We start from the raw sequence: 15658 nt of genomic DNA, 5'->3' as shown, positions 1-15658 counted from the left end.
GTCGCGGTAGCGTGCCTGGTGTGGCCCGCCTACTGCTCATCGAGGACGACCTGGCGATCCGTACTCCACTAATCCGGGCGCTGCGCCACCTCGGCCACGCGGTGGCCGCCGCCGACACCGCGATGAGCGGATTGCAGCACGCGCTGGACGACCGCCCCGACCTGGTGGTGCTCGACCTGGGCCTACCGGATCTGGACGGGTTGGAGTTGCTTCGGATGCTGCGCGCGGTCAGCCGTGTCCCGGTGATCATCGCCACCGCCCGCGACGACGACGCGGAGATCGTCCGAGGGCTCGACGCCGGTGCCGACGACTACGTGGTCAAGCCGTTCACAGCGGCGCAACTGGAAGCCCGGGTACGGGCCGTGCTGCGCCGGGGCACCGGCGAACCCGAGAGCACCGTCGTCACCGTCGGCGAGCTGCGCATCGACGTGGCGGCCCGACAGGTCAGCCTGGCCGACACCGAGCTCGACCTGACCCCGCGCGAATTCGACCTGCTGCACCACCTCGCCGCCCGGGCCGGCCAGGTGGTGTCCAAACGGGAGCTGCTGACCGAGGTGTGGCGGGTGCCCTACGGCGGGGCGGACAAGACCGTCGACGTCCACCTGTCCTGGCTGCGCCGCAAGCTCGGGGAGACCGCCGGGCGACCGCGATACCTGCACACCGTACGCGGGGTCGGGGTCCGGCTCGACGCCCCGGACCAAGGCCCGGCCGCCCCGGACCGGTCGACGTCGGCCGCCCCGGACCGGTCGACGTCGGCGGACCCGGCACCGTGAGACGGCGGTTGACCCTGCTGGTCGCCGCCACCACCACGCTGGTGCTGGTGGCCTTCCTGGTGCCGTTGGCGCTGTTGCTGCGAACCGTGGCCCAGGACCGGGCCGTGGTGGCCGCGAACGCGGACGTGCAGTCGCTCGTCTCCCTGGTCGGCACCGCCGACCCGGACAGCCTGCGCCTGACGGTGGACCAACTGGCCGCCACCGCCGACCGGCCGGTGACCGTCTATCTGCCCGACGGCACGATCCTCGGCGACCAGGTGGCACCGACCCCGGCGGTACGGCTGGCGACGCTGGGACGCAGCCTCACCACCAGCGACGCGCGCGGCCGGGAGATCCTCGTCGCGGTCCAGGGACGCGCCGACGGTACGGCGGTGATCCGCACCTTCGTATCGGTGGCCGAGCTCAACCGGGGTGTCCATCAGGCGTGGGCGGTGCTGGCCGGGCTCGGCGCCGTGCTGATCCTGCTCGGTCTGGCCGTCGCCGATCGGCTGGCCCGACGGCTGGTCCGACCGATCACCGAGCTGTCCGTGGTGTCGCACCGGTTGGCCAACGCCGAACTCGACGCCCGGGCGCAACCGGGTGGCCCACCGGAGCTGCGGGAGGTGGCCGGAGCGCTGAATCACCTCGCCGGGCGGATCCAGGACCTGTTGCGGGAGGAACGGGAACGGGTGGCCGACCTGTCGCACCGATTGCGGACCCCTTTGACGGCGCTGCGGTTGGAGGCCGAATCGTTGGCCGACCCGGCCGACACCGCCCGGGTCACCGCCGGTGTCGACGCGCTGGAACGGGCGGTGACCGGCCTGATCCGGCAGGCACGCCGACGCAGCGCCGTACCGGACGGCGAGTCGGCGGCGGCCGACGCCGCCCGGGTGGTCCGCGAACGGGTGGAGTTCTGGTCGGTGCTGGCCGAGGACACCGGTCGGGCCGTGTCGGTGGACCTGGCGACCGGCCCGGTCGCCGTCGGGGTCGCCGTCGACGACCTGGCGGCGGCCGTGGACGCCCTGCTGGGCAACGTATTCGCGCACACCCCGGACAACACCGGCTTCGCGGTCACGCTGGCCGTGCGGGCCGGCGGCGGGGCGGTGGTGACGATCGCCGACAACGGCCCCGGAATGCCGGCGGGTCTGATCCACCGGGGCGCTTCCCAGGCCGGGTCGACCGGGTTGGGCCTGGACATCGCCCGGCGGGCCGCCCAGGCCAGCGGCGGACGGCTCGGCCTGGACACCGGTTCGTCGGGGGCGGTGGTCACGCTCGAACTGGGTCCGCCGGCCACGCCGGTCGGCCCTGCCACGCCGGGCTGACGTCTTAGCCGGGCCTTAGCACTCACACAGCGCGCCGCTATCGCCGTACGGGAGAACCTCGATGGGTCAACACGACCACCAGGAGGGCAGCATGACTCGCAAGTCCCTGATCGTCATGGCCGGCGTCGGCGCGGTGGTCGCGCTCGCGGTGGCCGGAACGGCGCTCGGTGCGGCCGCGCACGACGTCACCACGGTGGGCCGGCAGTCGGCCACGGTCGCCGTCACCAGCGGCACCGACGCGACCGGATCGGCCACCGCCGACACGACCGGATCGGCCACCGCCGGGACCGGTGGGTCCGCCGGTCCCACTCGGTCCCCGGGCGGTACGGAGTCGACCGGGGGTACGGAGTCGACCGGGGGTACGGAGTCGACCGGGTTGGTCCCGGGCGGCACCGCCGACGCGGTGAGCGCGGAGCATGCCGAACGAATCGCGCTGGACCGGGTCGGCGGCGGTACGGTCACCGAGATCGACCGCGACGGGGAGGACGGCCGGCCGATCTGGGAGGTCGAGGTCACCGCCGACGGCGTCGAGTGGGAGTTCGACATCGACCGGGAGACCGGCGAGGTGCTCAAGACCGACCGCGAAGACGACGACCACGACGACGACCGGGATGACCGCGACGACGACCACGACGACTGAGCGCCGACCGCGGGCGGGGGTCCGGCGGCGACCGGCTGACGACGGCGGGCGGGGAGGGTTCCGGGGCGTTGGTGTGCCCCGGAACCCTCCCCGCCGTCGCGTTGTCGTGCGCTGGGCTCAGCGTGGGGCGGAAAGCGGAGTCAGCGACGGGTGGGGCACCGGGCTCAACGTCGGACCCGGCGTGGGGCTGATCACGCTCGGGTTGACGACGTAGAGCAGCCGGTTGGGCGAGCCCGGTCCGGGGTTGATCACCACGTTCGGGGTGGCGGTCCGGATGATGTACGACGCCACCTGGGCCGGCGTGTAGGTCGGGTACGTGTACAGCACCATGGCGGCCACCCCGGCGACGTGCGGGGCCGCCATCGACGTACCGCTGATGGTGTTGGTGGCCGAGTTGCTGGTGTGCCACGCGGAGGTGATGGCCGAACCGGGTGCGAACAGGTCCAGGCAGCGGCCGTAGTTGGAGTAGTAGGCGCGGGTGTCGGTGATGTCGGTCGCGCCGACGGTCAGCGCGGCGGGCACCCGGGCCGGGGAGAAGTTGCAGGCGTCGGCGTTGGAGTTGCCGGCGGCCACCGCGTAGGTGACCCCACCGACGGCGATCGAGTTGGCCACCGCGGAGTCGAGGGTGCTGCTGGCACCGCCGCCGAGGCTCATGTTGGCCACGGACAGGGTGGCCGCGTTGGCGGTGACCCAGTTGACCCCGCCGACGACGCCGGCGATGGTGCCGCTGCCCGAGCAGTTGAGCACCCGGACGGACACCAGGCGCACCTGCTTGGCGACGCCGAACTTGGTCCCGCCGACGGTGCCGGCGACGTGTGTGCCGTGCCCGTTGCAGTCCGACCCGTTGCCGCCGAAGGCGTCGAAGCCGGGCACCGCACGTGGGGCGAAGTCGGTGTGGTCGTAGCGGATCCCGGTGTCGATGATGTAGGCCGTGACCCGGGGCGCGGTGTTGGGGTAGGTGTAGGACCGGTTCAGCGGCAGGTTGCGCTGGTCGATCCGGTCCAGCCCCCAGGACGGCGGGTTGAGCTGGGTGGCCGCGAGCGAGACCGTCTGGTTCTGCTCGACCCGGGTGACCGCCGAGTGGGCGGCGAGCCGGCGGGCCGCGGCGGCGCTCATCCGTACCTCGAAGCCGTTGATCGCGGCGTCGTAGACCTGCTCGACCGCGCCGCCGTACTGGCGGGCGAGGCTGGCGGCCCGGTCGGTGACCGCGGCGGTACGGGCGGCGCCGGCCGAGGCCCCGACGGCGGCGTCGGCGAGGGTCACGAGGTAGCTTCCGGCGATGGCGTTCGGGCTTGCGGCGTGCCGGATCTCGCCGGCCGGGGCGGCGGCAGCGGCGGAACCGGCGAGTGCGGTGGCGACGGCTGCGGCTGCGGCGAGCACCAGTGTGCGCCGGACGTGAGTGCGCAGTGGGGTCATCTCCGTCCTTCCTTGATCAGCGTGTCCCGACGGCCGGCGGCCATCGGAATCACATCGACGATCGGTGATACCTACCGCCGCGATCGTAGGCAGAATCGGACCGGCACCCCGGCATACCAGTTAGGCCATATCACTGGATGTGATTGCGTAATCACTTTCCGTGCTTAGGCTGATTTTTCGGCATCTGGCGTCGGTCGGTGGCCGGTGGTCACCGAGCCAGGTGCGGCCCCCGGACGCTGGGGATGCCCGGGGGCCGCACACTGACCCAGTCCGTCGGTCAACTCACCCGACGTGTTGGGCGGATCAGTTGACCACGAAGAGCAGCCGGTTCGGCGAACCGCTGCCCGCGCCGGTCACCACGCCGGTGGTGGCGTTGCTGGTCAGGTAGCTGCCCACCTGAGCCGGGGTGTAGGAGGGGTAACGGCCGAGCACCAGCGCGGCGGCACCGGCCACGTGCGGGGCGGCCATCGAGGTGCCGCTGATGGTGCGGGTGGCGGTGTTGCTGTTGTACCAGGGAGCGGTGATCGACGAGCCCGGCGCGAAGATGTCCAGGCAGGTGCCGTAGTTGGAGTAGGAGGCGCGGGCGTCGGTGCTGGTGGTGGCACCGACGGTCAGACCGGCGGCGACCCGGGCCGGGGAGGTGTTGCAGGCGTTGGCGCTGGAGTTGCCGGCCGCCAGCGCGTAGGTCACACCCGAGGAGATGGAGCTGGCCACGGCGCTGTCGAGGGTGCTGCTGGCCCCGCCGCCGAGGCTCATGTTGGCCACCGCCGGCTTGACGGCGTTGGCGGTGACCCAGTTGACCCCGGCGATGACACCGGCGGTGGTGCCGCTGCCGGAGCAGTTGAGCACCCGGACCGCGACCAGGCGCACGCCCTTGGCCACGCCGTACGCCGCACCGCCGACCGTGCCGGCCACGTGGGTGCCGTGCCCGTTGCAGTCGGCCGAGGTGCCGCCGAACGCGTCGTAGCCGGCCCGGGCCCGCCCACCGAAGTCGTTGTGGGTGGTACGGATGCCGGTGTCGATGATGTAGGCGGTGACGTTGCTACCGGTGTTGGGGTAGGTGTACGAGCGGCTCAGCGGCAGGTTGCGCTGGTCGATCCGGTCCAGTCCCCAGGACGGCGGGTTCGTCTGGGTTGCCGCGAGCGACACACTGTGGTTCTGTTCGACGTACGCGACGGCCGAGTTGGCCGCCAACCGCCGGGCCGCAGACGCGGAGAGCGTGGCCTCGAAGCCGTTGACCGCCGCGCCGAAGACGCGGTCGACCGCGCCGCCGTACTGGCTGGCCAGCGAGCCGGCACGGTCGGCGACGGCGGCGGTACGGGCACTGCCCGCCCGGCCCGCGACGGCCGTGTCCTTGAGCACCACGATGTAGCTGTTCGCGACTGCGGTTTCGCCACCCGCGAGCTGGATCTCCCCGGCCGGCGCGGCCGCCGCCGGGTTGCCGATCAGCGCGGTGGCGACCGCGGCGGCACAGCCGACCAGCATCAGCCGGCGGCCGTGTGTACGGAGAACTGTCATCCCCTGTCCCTTCATCATGCTGGACGCCCACGGCGACTTGTGGCCATGTTCGCGGGCGGACGATCGGGATATCGATCGATGGAATCGTATGCGGGAGACGTCGACAGGTTTATATACCGATAAGGGCATAACTTTGACGTTGGTGGACCGGCGTGACCGACGAACACCGACCGGACGCCCGCCAGACATCGAACGGCCGCCCGCCAGACGCCGAACGGCACGGCTGCCGGACTCGGCGACCACCCGGTTCGCGCAGCCCGGAGCCGGTCGAGGACTAGCCGAACGGCAGCCTTGGCACTACTGTTCGGTAACACCGAATTAACGTGACGCCGCTCACGATCACATACCCCGGAGGCGACGCACCCGATGGCTCTCGATGTTCCCTATCGGTCGATACCAGACATGTTCCTCCAGCGAGTGGCCGCGACGCCGGACAAGAACGCGTTCGCGTCCCCGGCCCCGGGCGACTCCGGCCTGTCCTGGCTGAGCTGGTCACAGGTCGCCCAGCGCACCAAAGCGATCGCCGCCGGCCTGCACGTTCTCGGCATCAGCAACGAGGACCGAGTCGCCATCCTGGCCAACACCCGGCTCGAATGGGTCCTGGCCGACCTGGGCATCATGTGCGCGGGCGGGGCGACGACCACCGTCTACCCCACCACCGAACCGGAGGAAGCCGCCTTCATCGTCGGCGACTCCGGTTCCAAGGTGCTCATCGCGGAGAACCCGACGCAGGCCGGCAAGGTCGCCGACAGCACACTGCCCGCGCTGACCCACATCGTGCTCATCGACGGCGTACCCGACCCGGCGGCGGCCGTACCGCAGCTCACCCTCGCCGACCTGGAGGCCCGCGGCGCCGAGGCGCTGGCCGCCGAGCCGGGACTGATCGAGCGGATCGCCACCACCATCGAGCCCGAGCACCTGGCCACCCTGATCTACACCTCCGGCACCACCGGTCGGCCCAAGGGCGTCGAGCTGATGCACCGGGGCTGGTGCTGGGAGGCGGTCGCCCAGTCCCAGCTCGGCATCATGAACCCGGACGACCTGCAGTACCTGTGGTTGCCGCTGTCCCACTCGTTCGGCAAGACCCTGCTGTGCAGCATCATCCACGTCGGCCTGTCGACCTACGTCGACGGCCGGGTGGACAAGCTGGTCGAGATGCTCAGCGTGGTCCGCCCGACACTGATGTGCGCCGCGCCCCGGGTCTTCGAGAAGGTCTACAACAAGGCGGTGACCACCGCGCAGGACGCCGGTGGCGCCAAAGCCAAGATCTTCACCTGGGCGGTCGGGGTGGGTCGGCGGAAGGTCTCACTCGAACAGGCCGAACAGCCGGTGCCCACCGGCCTGAAGCTCACATACGCCTTGGCCGAAAAGCTGGTCTTCGCCAAGCTGCAGGCCCGGCTCGGCGGCAACATCAAGGCCCTGGTCTCCGGCTCGGCCCCGCTGAGTCCGGACATCGCCGAGTTCTTCGCCGCCGCCAACCTGCCGATCTGCGAGGGCTACGGGTTGACCGAGGCGAGCGCGGGCAACTTCGTCAACCGGCCGGTCCGCATCAAGATCGGTACCGTCGGACAGGCGCTGGGCGATCTCGAATGCCGCATCGACACCGACGGCGAGATCCTGCTGCGCGGTACGCCGGTGATGCGGGGCTACCACAACCTGCCGGAGGAGACCGCGGCGGTGTTCACCGAGGACGGCTTCTTCCGTACCGGTGACATCGGCACGCTCGACGACGACGGTTTCCTCACCGTCACCGACCGCAAGAAGGACCTGGTGAAGACCTCCGGCGGCAAGTACGTCGCGCCGTCGCACATCGAGGGACTGTTCAAGTCGATCTGCCCCTACATCTCGCAGACGGTGGTCATCGGGCAGGCCCGCAACTACTGCACGATGCTTGTCACCCTCGACCCGGACGCGATCGTGAGCTGGGCCGCCGGCGGTCCCCTCGCCGGCAGGTCCTACGCCGAGCTGGTCGCCTCCCCCGAGGCGCACGCCATGATCGAAGAACACGTCGCCGAGCTGAACGGCAAGCTCAACCGCTGGGAGACGATCAAGAAGTTCACCATCCTCAGCCGGGACCTGACCATCGCCGACGGCGAGATGACCCCGTCTCTCAAGGTCAAACGCCGAATCGTGGAGACCAACTTCGCCCGCGAGATCGACCAGATGTACGCCGGTCAGCTCGCCGATATCTGACCGTGGGGGTCCGGTCACCAGCCGCCGTCAGGCGATCATCGCCGGCTCACGCCACTGGCGGCGGCTGGTCCGGTCCAGGTCGTAGCGGACCGACGCGATCCGTCGTACCGCGTCGGTGAGTTCTGGCACCGGCAGGGTGAACGGCAGCCGCAGGAAGCGTTCCAGGGTGCCGTCGATGCCGAACCGGGGGCCTGGCGCCAGCCGTACCCCGGCCTCCTCGGCGGCCCGGGCCAGCGCGCTGGAGATCGGTCCGTCCAACTCCGCCCAGAGCGTCACCCCGCCGTGCGGCACCGTCACGCGCCATTCGGGCAGTGCGGAGGCCAACGCGGCCAGGAGGGCGTCGCGTTGGACGGTGAGCTGCGCCCGGCGGGCCGCGACGATGGTGTCCGCCTCGGCCAGCAGGTGCACCCCGACCAGTTGATCGAGCACCGGTCCGGCCATGTCGACGCCGACCCGCAGGGCGGCGAGCCGTTGCACCAGCGGTGCGGACGCGCGCACCCAGCCGATGCGCAGCCCGCCCCAGTAGGGCTTGCTCATCCCGCCGATCGAGATGACCCGGGAGTGGCGGTCGAAGACGGCGGTCGGCGGGGGCATCACCGTACCGTCGAGCGGAAGGTCCACGAACGACTCGTCGACGACCAGGTCGGTGCCGCTGGCGTGGGCGGCGGCGACGACCTGTTCCCGCAGCCGCTGCGACATCAGATAGCCGGTCGGGTTCTGGAACTCCGGAATCAGGTAGGCCATCCGGGGCCGGTCCTGGCGGATCGCGCCGAGCAGGAGATCGTCGTCCCAGCCGCCCGCCTCGCCGGAGGTGTCCAGGCCGTGGGTGGCGATCCGGGCCCGACGAGCGGCGAGCGCGGCGAGCGCGTTGGGATAGGTGGGTGACTCCACCAGCACCGGTGCCCCGGGCGGCAGCAACAGCCGCAGCACCAGGTCGAGAGCGTGCTGGGTGCCGCTGGTGACCATGATCTGCTCCGCACTGGTGGTCAACCCCCGGGCGGTGTAGGTCGCGGCCACGGCCGCCCGCAACTCCGGCAGGCCGGTCGGGAAGTACCCGGCCAGGTGCAGGTAGCGGGGCAGATCCTCGGCCGCGGCCCGGGCGGCCGGGACCACCTCCGGTGGTGCGGCCAGGGCGGCGTACCCCAGGTCGATCATGTCCAGGTCGGTGTCCGCGGTCCACAGTCCGGTGCTGGCGACCTGGTGGCCGCTGGGCAGTGTGGTCCAACTGCCGGCACCGCGCCGGCTGGTCAGATGCCCGCTCTCCCGCAGGTTGCGGTACGCCGCGGTGACCGTCGTCCGACTGACCCGCAACGCCTCGGCGAGTTCCCGCTCCGCCGGCAGCCGGACGCCGAGCGGCAGCCGACCATCGGAGAGCAGTCCCCGCGTCGCCGCCGCCAGAGCCGCGTAGTCCGGGCTCCGTCGGCGGCCCGGCAACGCGTGCCACTGGCCGAGCAACCGGGCCATTTGGCTCCCCCGGACAACGATCGCCATATCCACCTACCTCCAATTGGCTGTGGTCGGCGGCGGTATTGGCATTCAGAGTGGCATGCGTGAACAGAATTGGCAATGTGATGGGCCGCCGACTCGGTCGGCGGATCGGACAGCTCTACCTCGGTCTGGTGCTGTACGGGGTGAGCATGGCGATGATGATCGAGTCCGACCTCGGGCTCAACCCCTGGGACGTCTTCCACGAAGGTCTGACCGAGCGGGTCGGACTGAGCTTCGGTGTCGTCACGATGATCGTCGGAGCAGCCGTACTGCTGCTGTGGCTCCCGTTGCGGCAACGCCCCGGCCTCGGCACGGTCAGCAACGTCGTGGTGATCGGGCTGGCCGTGGACGCCGCCCTGGCCTGGCTGTCCACGCCGCCGACCCTGGCGGCGCGAATCGCCCTGCTGGTCGGCGGCGTCGTGCTCAACGGCCTGGCCACCGGGATGTACATCGGGGCGCGGATGGGGCCCGGACCGCGCGACGGACTGATGACCGGTTGGGTGGCCCGTCATCCGCGCACCTCGGTCCGGCTGGTCCGCACCGTCATCGAACTGACCGTGCTGGGCAGCGGCTGGCTGCTCGGCGGCAGCGTCGGGCTCGGCACCCTGTTCTACGCGCTGAGTATCGGCCCACTCGTGCAGGTGTTCCTGCCGATCTGCACGGTCCCACCCGACCGCGCGACGTCATCGGACGCCGGGTACGACAGCGCTCCGATCACCGGGCGCGACGGCGCTCCGGCACCGGTCAGCGCTCCAGCGGCCGGTAGCTGACCCCCAGCTGGTCCAGCCGGCGCAGGTGCACCGCCAACCGGGCCCGGAACTCGGCCAGTGCCGGGGCCGGAACCACGCCGGCGTCGTCGACCACGGTCGGACCCGACCAGCCCACCTCCGCCAGCGCGGCCAACCGGGGAAAGGCCCGCCACTCGACCCGCTGGCTCGACGGCAGGTACTCGCTCCACAGCTGCCCCTGCACCCCGAGCACCGGTCCGGGCTGGAACCCGTACACCGTGTCCAGGGGCAGTACCCCGGCGATGGCCAACGGTTCGTCCGGGCCGTCCGCCTCGGCCCAGTCGAAGTAGGTGTGGGTGTAAGGGGCGGCGACCACCGGCAGGCCGGCGGTCCGGGCGGCGGCGATCCGGTCGGTGCCACGCCACGCGAAGATCGTGGCACCGGCCGGCGCGCCTCGATCCAGCAGCTCGTCCCAGACCGCGATCCGCCGGCCGTGACCTGCGAGATGCGCCGCCAACTGGCCGGTCCACCAGCCCTGCAGCTGCGCCATCCGGGACAGGCCGAGCCTGCGGGCGTGGGCCGTCGCCGCCGGACTCGCCGCCCATTCCTCGGTCGGCACCTCGTCGCCGCCGACGTGCACGTACTCGAACGGGAAGACGTCGACCACCTCGTCGAAGATGGCGCGGACCTTGTCCAGCGTCGCCGGCTCCAGGTTGAGCACGTGCGTGGAGATGCCCCAGGTGGTGCCGACGGACAACCGGCGGCGGGGATCGTTGCCGAGGTCGGGATAGGCCGCGATCGCCGCCTGGGCGTGACCGGGCAGGTCGATCTCCGGCATGATCCGTACCCCGCGTCGGGCCGCGTAGGCGACCAGGTCCCGCAGGTCGGCCTGGCGGTACCAGCCGCCGTGCCGGACGCCGTCGCCCCGGCCGTCGCGGGCGTGGCCGGCCGGGGACTCCGATCGGAAGCCGCCGACCTCGGCCAGCCGGGGATGGCCGTGGACCTCGAACCGCCAGCCCTGGTCGTCGGTCAGGTGCAGATGCAGGGTGTTGAGCTTGTGGAGCGCCAGCAGATCCACGTACCGGTAGAGGAAGGGCAACGGATGGCACCACCGGGCGACGTCCAGCAGCGAACCGCGCCACGCGTACGCCGGGAGGTCGACGACCTCGACCGCCGGCAGCCGCCAGTCGACCCCCCGGACCGGGCCGGTGGCGTACACCTCGTCGGGTAGGAGCTGGCGGACGGTCTGCGCCGCCCAGCGCAGTCCGTCGGCGGTGGCGGCGATCGCGCGCACGCCGACACGCCCGACGGTCAACCGGTAACCTTCCGCGCCCAACCCGGGTTCGGTGCCCATCTGGAAGCTGAGCACCCCGGGACCCGGCTCGGCGGCCGCCGGCAGCGGCAGCCCGGTCGCCGGAGTGAGCAGCTCACGCACCAGATCGGCGACGGAGTCCGGAGCGTGCAGACCCGTCGTCCCGTCAAGTACGAAATATCCGTCCTGACGGTTTAGCCGGGTAGGTCGCGGCAGCAGCATGCAAACAGCCAAGCACAGGAGTTCCGTCCACGCGTCTCGCGCGGCATCATGGGCGGATGACGGATGACGGTTGGGCGTGGACGGACGCGTGGATCTTCGTCTCCGTGGTCATCGCCGGCAAGGTGGGCCGCCACCGGCGTTCCCCCGACAGCCGGCGCCCCGAAGGCGTCCGACTGGCCGACGTGCTGGCCACCGCCGAGCACCTCAAGCAGGCGCTCCCCACGCACCAGGGAATCGAGACAGCGGTCCGTCGGCTGCTCGGGGCGGACCTGATCTCGGTCACCGACGGCTGGTTCCAGGTCACACCCGCAGGTGAGCAGGTCTGGCGCAGTCGCCCCCGGGGTGGAACGACGGCGACCGTGGACAGCGTGCACAACATCCTGCAGCGGCGGCACGCGCCACTGCGGCCGACCGGCTGGCGGCTGGAAACCACGGAACACGCCGCCGCCATCCTCGAACACACCGGCCGGTTCGTGCCGGCACAACGTCGCTCGGTGGAGAATTCCGCAGCCACCCCGCACAGGTCGGCCTGACCGACACCGCGCCCGGCCGACGGGTCGGACGACAGCCAGCGCACCGGATGCCCGGCTGTTCACACCGCACCGGATACCCGGCAAGTTCACCGCACCGGATGTCCGACAGGTTCAGCGCACCGGATGTCCGGCGGCCCGCAACTCCCGCTTCACCGCGCCGATGGTGAGCTCACCGAAGTGGAACACGCTCGCCGCGAGGACGGCGTCGGCACCGGCCGCCACCGCCGGGGGGAAATGGCCGGTCGCGCCGGCACCACCGCTGGCGATCACCGGGATGTCCACCACCGCGCGGACAGCCGAGATCAGCTCCACGTCGAAGCCCGCCTTGGTGCCGTCGGCGTCCATCGAGTTCAGCAGGATCTCGCCGGCCCCCAGCGCCGCGCCGCGCCGCGCCCACTCGACGGCGTCGATCCCGGTGCCCCGACGGCCGCCGTGCGTGGTGACCTCGAACCCACTCGGGGTGTCGCCGCTGTCGACGGTTGCCGACCCGGCCCGTCGCACGTCGAGCGAGAGCACCAGCACCTGCCGGCCGAACCGGTCGGCGATCTCGGCGATCAGCTCCGGCCGGGCGATCGCGGCGGTGTTCACCCCCACCTTGTCCGCACCGGCGCGCAACAGGGTGTCGACGTCGGCCACCGACCGGACCCCGCCGCCGACGGTCAACGGGATGAAGACCGACTCAGCGGTACGGCGTACCACCTCGAGCATGGTGCCCCGGTCGTCGGACGAGGCGGTGACGTCGAGGAAGGTGAGTTCGTCGGCACCCGCCGCGTCGTAGGCGGCGGCTAGCTCCACCGGGTCACCCGCGTCACGCAGGTCGACGAAGTTGACGCCCTTGACCACCCGGCCGGCGTCGACGTCGAGGCAGGGGATCACCCGGACGGCGACGCTCACGGCTGCCCGCCCGGACCGGCCGCGTCGGGGCGTCCGGCACCGACCGGGCGTGCGGCGTCAGCGAGGGTGGCCAGCGCCTCGGCGACGGTGAACGCGCCGGCGTAGAGCGCCTTGCCGGCGATCACACCCTCCACCCCGATCGACTCCAGCGACGCCAGCGCCCGCAAGTCATCCAACGTAGACACACCGCCGGAGGCGATCACCGGCGCGTCGGTCCGGGCACACACCTGCCGGAGCAGGTCGAGGTTGGGTCCCCGCATGGTGCCGTCCTTGGTGATGTCGGTGATCACGTACCGGGTGGTCCCCGCCTTGTTCAACCGGTCGAGGACCTCGAACAGGTCGCCACCGTCGCGGGTCCACCCCCGGGCCGCCAGGGTGTGTCCGCGCACGTCGAGACCGATCGCCACCCGGTCGCCGTACTCGGCCACCACCCGGTCACACCACACCGGATCCTCCAGCGCGGCGGTGCCGATGTTGACCCGGGCCGCGCCCGTTCCCAGGGCGGCGGCGAGCGACTCGTCGTCGCGGATCCCGCCCGACAGCTCCACCGCCACGTCGATCTGCCGCACCACCTCGGCGAGCAGGTGCGCGTTGCTGCCCCGACCGAACGCCGCGTCGAGATCGACCAGGTGAATCCAGGACGCGCCGTCGCGCTGCCAGGCCAGGGCGGCCTCCAACGGATCGCCGTAGCTGGTCTCGCTGCCGGCGGCGCCCTGCACCAGGCGGACCGCCTGACCGTCGGCGACGTCGACGGCCGGGAGCAGGGTCAAGGTCACGGGGTTCTCCTCGGTGGTGGTGAGTACGGCGATGTCATGGGCGGGGCACCGGTCGGGGCGACGCGGTGGCAGGGGGCCGGTCAGGTCCGCCGGCCCAGAGCGATCACCACGACCGCCGGCAGGACCAGCACCAGGACCGCGATCAGCAGCAGCCGCAACGCGGGGTCGGGCACGACCAGCCACACCACGGCCAGGGCGGCCACCGTCAGTACGGCGATCCCGGCCCGTTCGGTACGGCTGCGGCGCAGGAACAGCCGACCGGTCCGGCCGCCCGCCCGACGGGGGGTGATCCGGCGCAGCACCGCCCGCCGGCGCTGGCGGCGGGCGGTGGCCTGGGCCCGAACGGCCCGCTCGCGTTGCGCGGCGGCCTGCTGGGCGGCCCGGCGACGAGCCCGTTCCTTGCTCACCGGGCCACCCCCCGGTCAGTGCCCGGCAGCGTCGCCAGCCAGTTGCCGAGCAAGGCGGCACCGGTCTGCGCGGACTTCTCCGGGTGGAACTGGGTCGCCGACAGCGACCCGCGTTCCGCCGCGGCCACGAACCCACCCTCATGGTCGGCGGTGGTGACCAACGCACCGGCAGCGGTCAGCGGCTCGACGGCCAGGGCGGCGTACGAGTGCACGAAGTAGAACCGGGCGTCGGCGGGCAGCCGGGCGAACAGCGTGCTGCCGGCCGGCGGCGCCACCGTGTTCCAGCCCATGTGCGGCACCCGGCGGGCGGGCAACCGGCGTACCCCGCCCGGCAACAGGCCCAGCCCTTTGCTGACCACGCCGTGCTCCTCGCCGTACTCGAACAGGATTTGCATGCCGACGCAGATGCCCAGCACCGGTCGACCGGCGGCGACCCGGTCGGCGATCATCGAGGCCGCGCCGAGCGCGTCGACGCCGGCCATACAGGCCGCGTACGCGCCGACACCGGGCACCACGAGTCCGTCGGCGGCCTCGGCGGCGGACAGATCAGCTGTCACCGTCACGTCGGCGCCGGCCCGGGCGAGGGCACGTTCGGCGGAACGCAGGTTGCCCGAACCATAGTCGAGCACCACCACGCGGGGAGGCGGCGACAGCTGGTCGACGGACATCAGTCACCTCCGGGCAGCAGCCAGAAGACGCCGCCGGCCGCAGCGAGGACGGCGAGTCCGCCGGCCAGTGCGACCCCGGCCCGGCCGGCACCCTGGCGGTGCAGCGACCAGGCGCCGCCGACGAGGACCCCGGCGAGCGCGAACAACGCCACCGGCAGAAAACTCCCCACGCTACAACGCTCCCTTGGTGCTGGGCACCGATCCGCGCGCCCGGGGGTCGATGGCGACCGCTTCCCGCAGGGCCCGCGAGACCGCCTTGAACTGTGCCTCGACCACGTGATGCGCGTCCGGGTGGCCGCCGTCGCGAGCCGCGCGCAACACGGACACGTGCAACGTGAGCAGGCCCGAGTGGCCGAGCGACTCCCAGACGTGCCGGGTCATGCTGGTCGGATAGACCGGGCCGATGTACGGCGCGAGCGCCGGCTCCTCGTGCACCACGTACGGCCGGCCGGACAGGTCGACGGCGGCCCGGACCAGCACCTCGTCCATCGGGATGGTGGCCGATCCGTAGCGCCGGATGCCGGCCTTGTCGCCGAGCGCCTGGCGCAGCGCCGTGCCGAGCGCGATCGCCGTGTCCTCCATCGTGTGATGAGCGTCGATCTCCAGGTCGCCGACGGTCTGTACGGTGAGGTCGAAGCCGCCGTGCCGGGCGATCTGGTGCAGCATGTGATCGTAGAAACCGACCCCGGTGCTGATATCGGCCTCGCCGGTGCCGTCGAGATCCAGTTCGACGAGCACCTTGGTCTCGGCGGTGATCCGCTCGACCCGCGCCGTGCGGCTCATGTCGTC

The 15658-nt window shown here is 71.8% G+C and carries 16 protein-coding genes; 6 read left to right on the top strand and 10 right to left on the bottom strand.

Going from position 1 to position 15658, the window contains the following annotated elements; translation table 11 throughout:
* Window positions 1–20: 20 nt before the first annotated feature.
* From O7632_RS14905 to O7632_RS14895, 3 genes are all read left to right on the top strand, one after another.
* On the top strand, window positions 21–773 hold the full coding sequence (locus O7632_RS14905; RefSeq protein WP_278114919.1) for a response regulator transcription factor: 753 nt from the start codon (window positions 21–23) through the stop codon (window positions 771–773).
* Entirely contained in the window at window positions 770–2074 is a 1305-nt protein-coding gene (locus O7632_RS14900) for a HAMP domain-containing sensor histidine kinase (RefSeq protein WP_278114918.1), read from the top strand. The genes O7632_RS14905 and O7632_RS14900 overlap by 4 nt, the downstream gene beginning before the upstream one ends.
* Window positions 2075–2165: 91 nt before the next feature.
* On the top strand, window positions 2166–2714 hold the full coding sequence (locus O7632_RS14895) for a PepSY domain-containing protein (protein ID WP_278114916.1): 549 nt from the start codon (window positions 2166–2168) through the stop codon (window positions 2712–2714).
* Between the two features lie 117 nt (window positions 2715–2831).
* On the opposite strand, the gene O7632_RS14890 is transcribed toward O7632_RS14895, so the two are convergent.
* Complete coding sequence (locus tag O7632_RS14890; protein WP_278114914.1) at window positions 2832–4130, bottom strand: S8 family peptidase; 1299 nt, start codon at window positions 4128–4130, stop codon at window positions 2832–2834.
* Between the two features lie 303 nt (window positions 4131–4433).
* Window positions 4434–5648, bottom strand: coding sequence for a S8 family peptidase (locus O7632_RS14885; protein ID WP_278114912.1), 1215 nt, complete (start codon window positions 5646–5648; stop codon window positions 4434–4436).
* Window positions 5649–6014: 366 nt separating this feature from the next.
* On the opposite strand from O7632_RS14885, the gene O7632_RS14880 reads away from it, so the two are divergent.
* A complete protein-coding gene (locus O7632_RS14880; RefSeq protein WP_278114911.1) occupies window positions 6015–7841 on the top strand; it encodes a long-chain fatty acid--CoA ligase in 1827 nt (608 codons plus the stop codon).
* A 27-nt stretch (window positions 7842–7868) separates the two neighbouring features.
* Here the strand turns inward: O7632_RS14880 and O7632_RS14875 are convergent, their stop codons facing one another.
* Entirely contained in the window at window positions 7869–9332 is a 1464-nt protein-coding gene (locus tag O7632_RS14875; RefSeq protein WP_278114909.1) for a PLP-dependent aminotransferase family protein, read from the bottom strand.
* A gap of 59 nt (window positions 9333–9391) precedes the next feature.
* Here O7632_RS14875 and O7632_RS14870 point away from each other — a divergent pair, with 59 nt between their 5' ends.
* Window positions 9392–10099, top strand: coding sequence for a hypothetical protein (locus tag O7632_RS14870; RefSeq protein WP_278114907.1), 708 nt, complete (start codon window positions 9392–9394; stop codon window positions 10097–10099).
* On the opposite strand, the gene O7632_RS14865 is transcribed toward O7632_RS14870, so the two are convergent.
* A complete protein-coding gene (locus O7632_RS14865; RefSeq protein ID WP_278114905.1) occupies window positions 10074–11591 on the bottom strand; it encodes a beta-N-acetylhexosaminidase in 1518 nt (505 codons plus the stop codon). The two genes, O7632_RS14870 and O7632_RS14865, sit on opposite strands and share 26 nt — an antisense overlap.
* Window positions 11592–11647: 56 nt before the next feature.
* On the opposite strand from O7632_RS14865, the gene O7632_RS14860 reads away from it, so the two are divergent.
* Complete coding sequence (locus tag O7632_RS14860; RefSeq protein WP_278114903.1) at window positions 11648–12124, top strand: hypothetical protein; 477 nt, start codon at window positions 11648–11650, stop codon at window positions 12122–12124.
* Window positions 12125–12235: 111 nt separating this feature from the next.
* On the opposite strand, the gene hisF is transcribed toward O7632_RS14860, so the two are convergent.
* The 6 genes from hisF to hisB form a co-directional block, all read right to left on the bottom strand.
* On the bottom strand, window positions 12236–13018 hold the full coding sequence (hisF, locus tag O7632_RS14855) for an imidazole glycerol phosphate synthase subunit HisF (RefSeq protein ID WP_278114902.1): 783 nt from the start codon (window positions 13016–13018) through the stop codon (window positions 12236–12238).
* Window positions 13015–13794 carry a bifunctional 1-(5-phosphoribosyl)-5-((5-phosphoribosylamino)methylideneamino)imidazole-4-carboxamide isomerase/phosphoribosylanthranilate isomerase PriA gene (priA, locus tag O7632_RS14850; RefSeq protein ID WP_278114901.1) on the bottom strand — a complete coding sequence of 260 codons (780 nt, stop codon included), beginning with the start codon at window positions 13792–13794 and terminating at the stop codon, window positions 13015–13017. The genes hisF and priA overlap by 4 nt, the downstream gene beginning before the upstream one ends.
* Before the next feature lie 80 nt (window positions 13795–13874).
* On the bottom strand, window positions 13875–14201 hold the full coding sequence (locus O7632_RS14845; protein ID WP_278114899.1) for a hypothetical protein: 327 nt from the start codon (window positions 14199–14201) through the stop codon (window positions 13875–13877).
* Window positions 14198–14869, bottom strand: a complete 672-nt coding sequence (gene hisH, locus O7632_RS14840; protein ID WP_278114897.1) for an imidazole glycerol phosphate synthase subunit HisH — start codon at window positions 14867–14869, stop codon at window positions 14198–14200. The genes O7632_RS14845 and hisH overlap by 4 nt, the downstream gene beginning before the upstream one ends.
* Window positions 14869–15039 (bottom strand): hypothetical protein, encoded by a 171-nt coding sequence (locus tag O7632_RS14835; protein WP_278114895.1) that lies wholly within the window; start codon window positions 15037–15039, stop codon window positions 14869–14871. Before O7632_RS14835 ends, hisH begins: the two co-directional genes overlap by 1 nt.
* Before the next feature lies 1 nt (window position 15040).
* Complete coding sequence (gene hisB, locus O7632_RS14830) at window positions 15041–15652, bottom strand: imidazoleglycerol-phosphate dehydratase HisB (RefSeq protein ID WP_278114894.1); 612 nt, start codon at window positions 15650–15652, stop codon at window positions 15041–15043.
* Window positions 15653–15658: the final 6 nt, after the last annotated feature.

The sequence above is a fragment of the Solwaraspora sp. WMMD406 genome, assembly GCF_029626025.1.
GTDB lineage: Bacteria > Actinomycetota > Actinomycetes > Mycobacteriales > Micromonosporaceae > Micromonospora_E.
The sequence above is the reverse complement of the archived record's forward strand: the minus strand, read 5'-3'. Positions and strand labels throughout refer to the sequence as shown.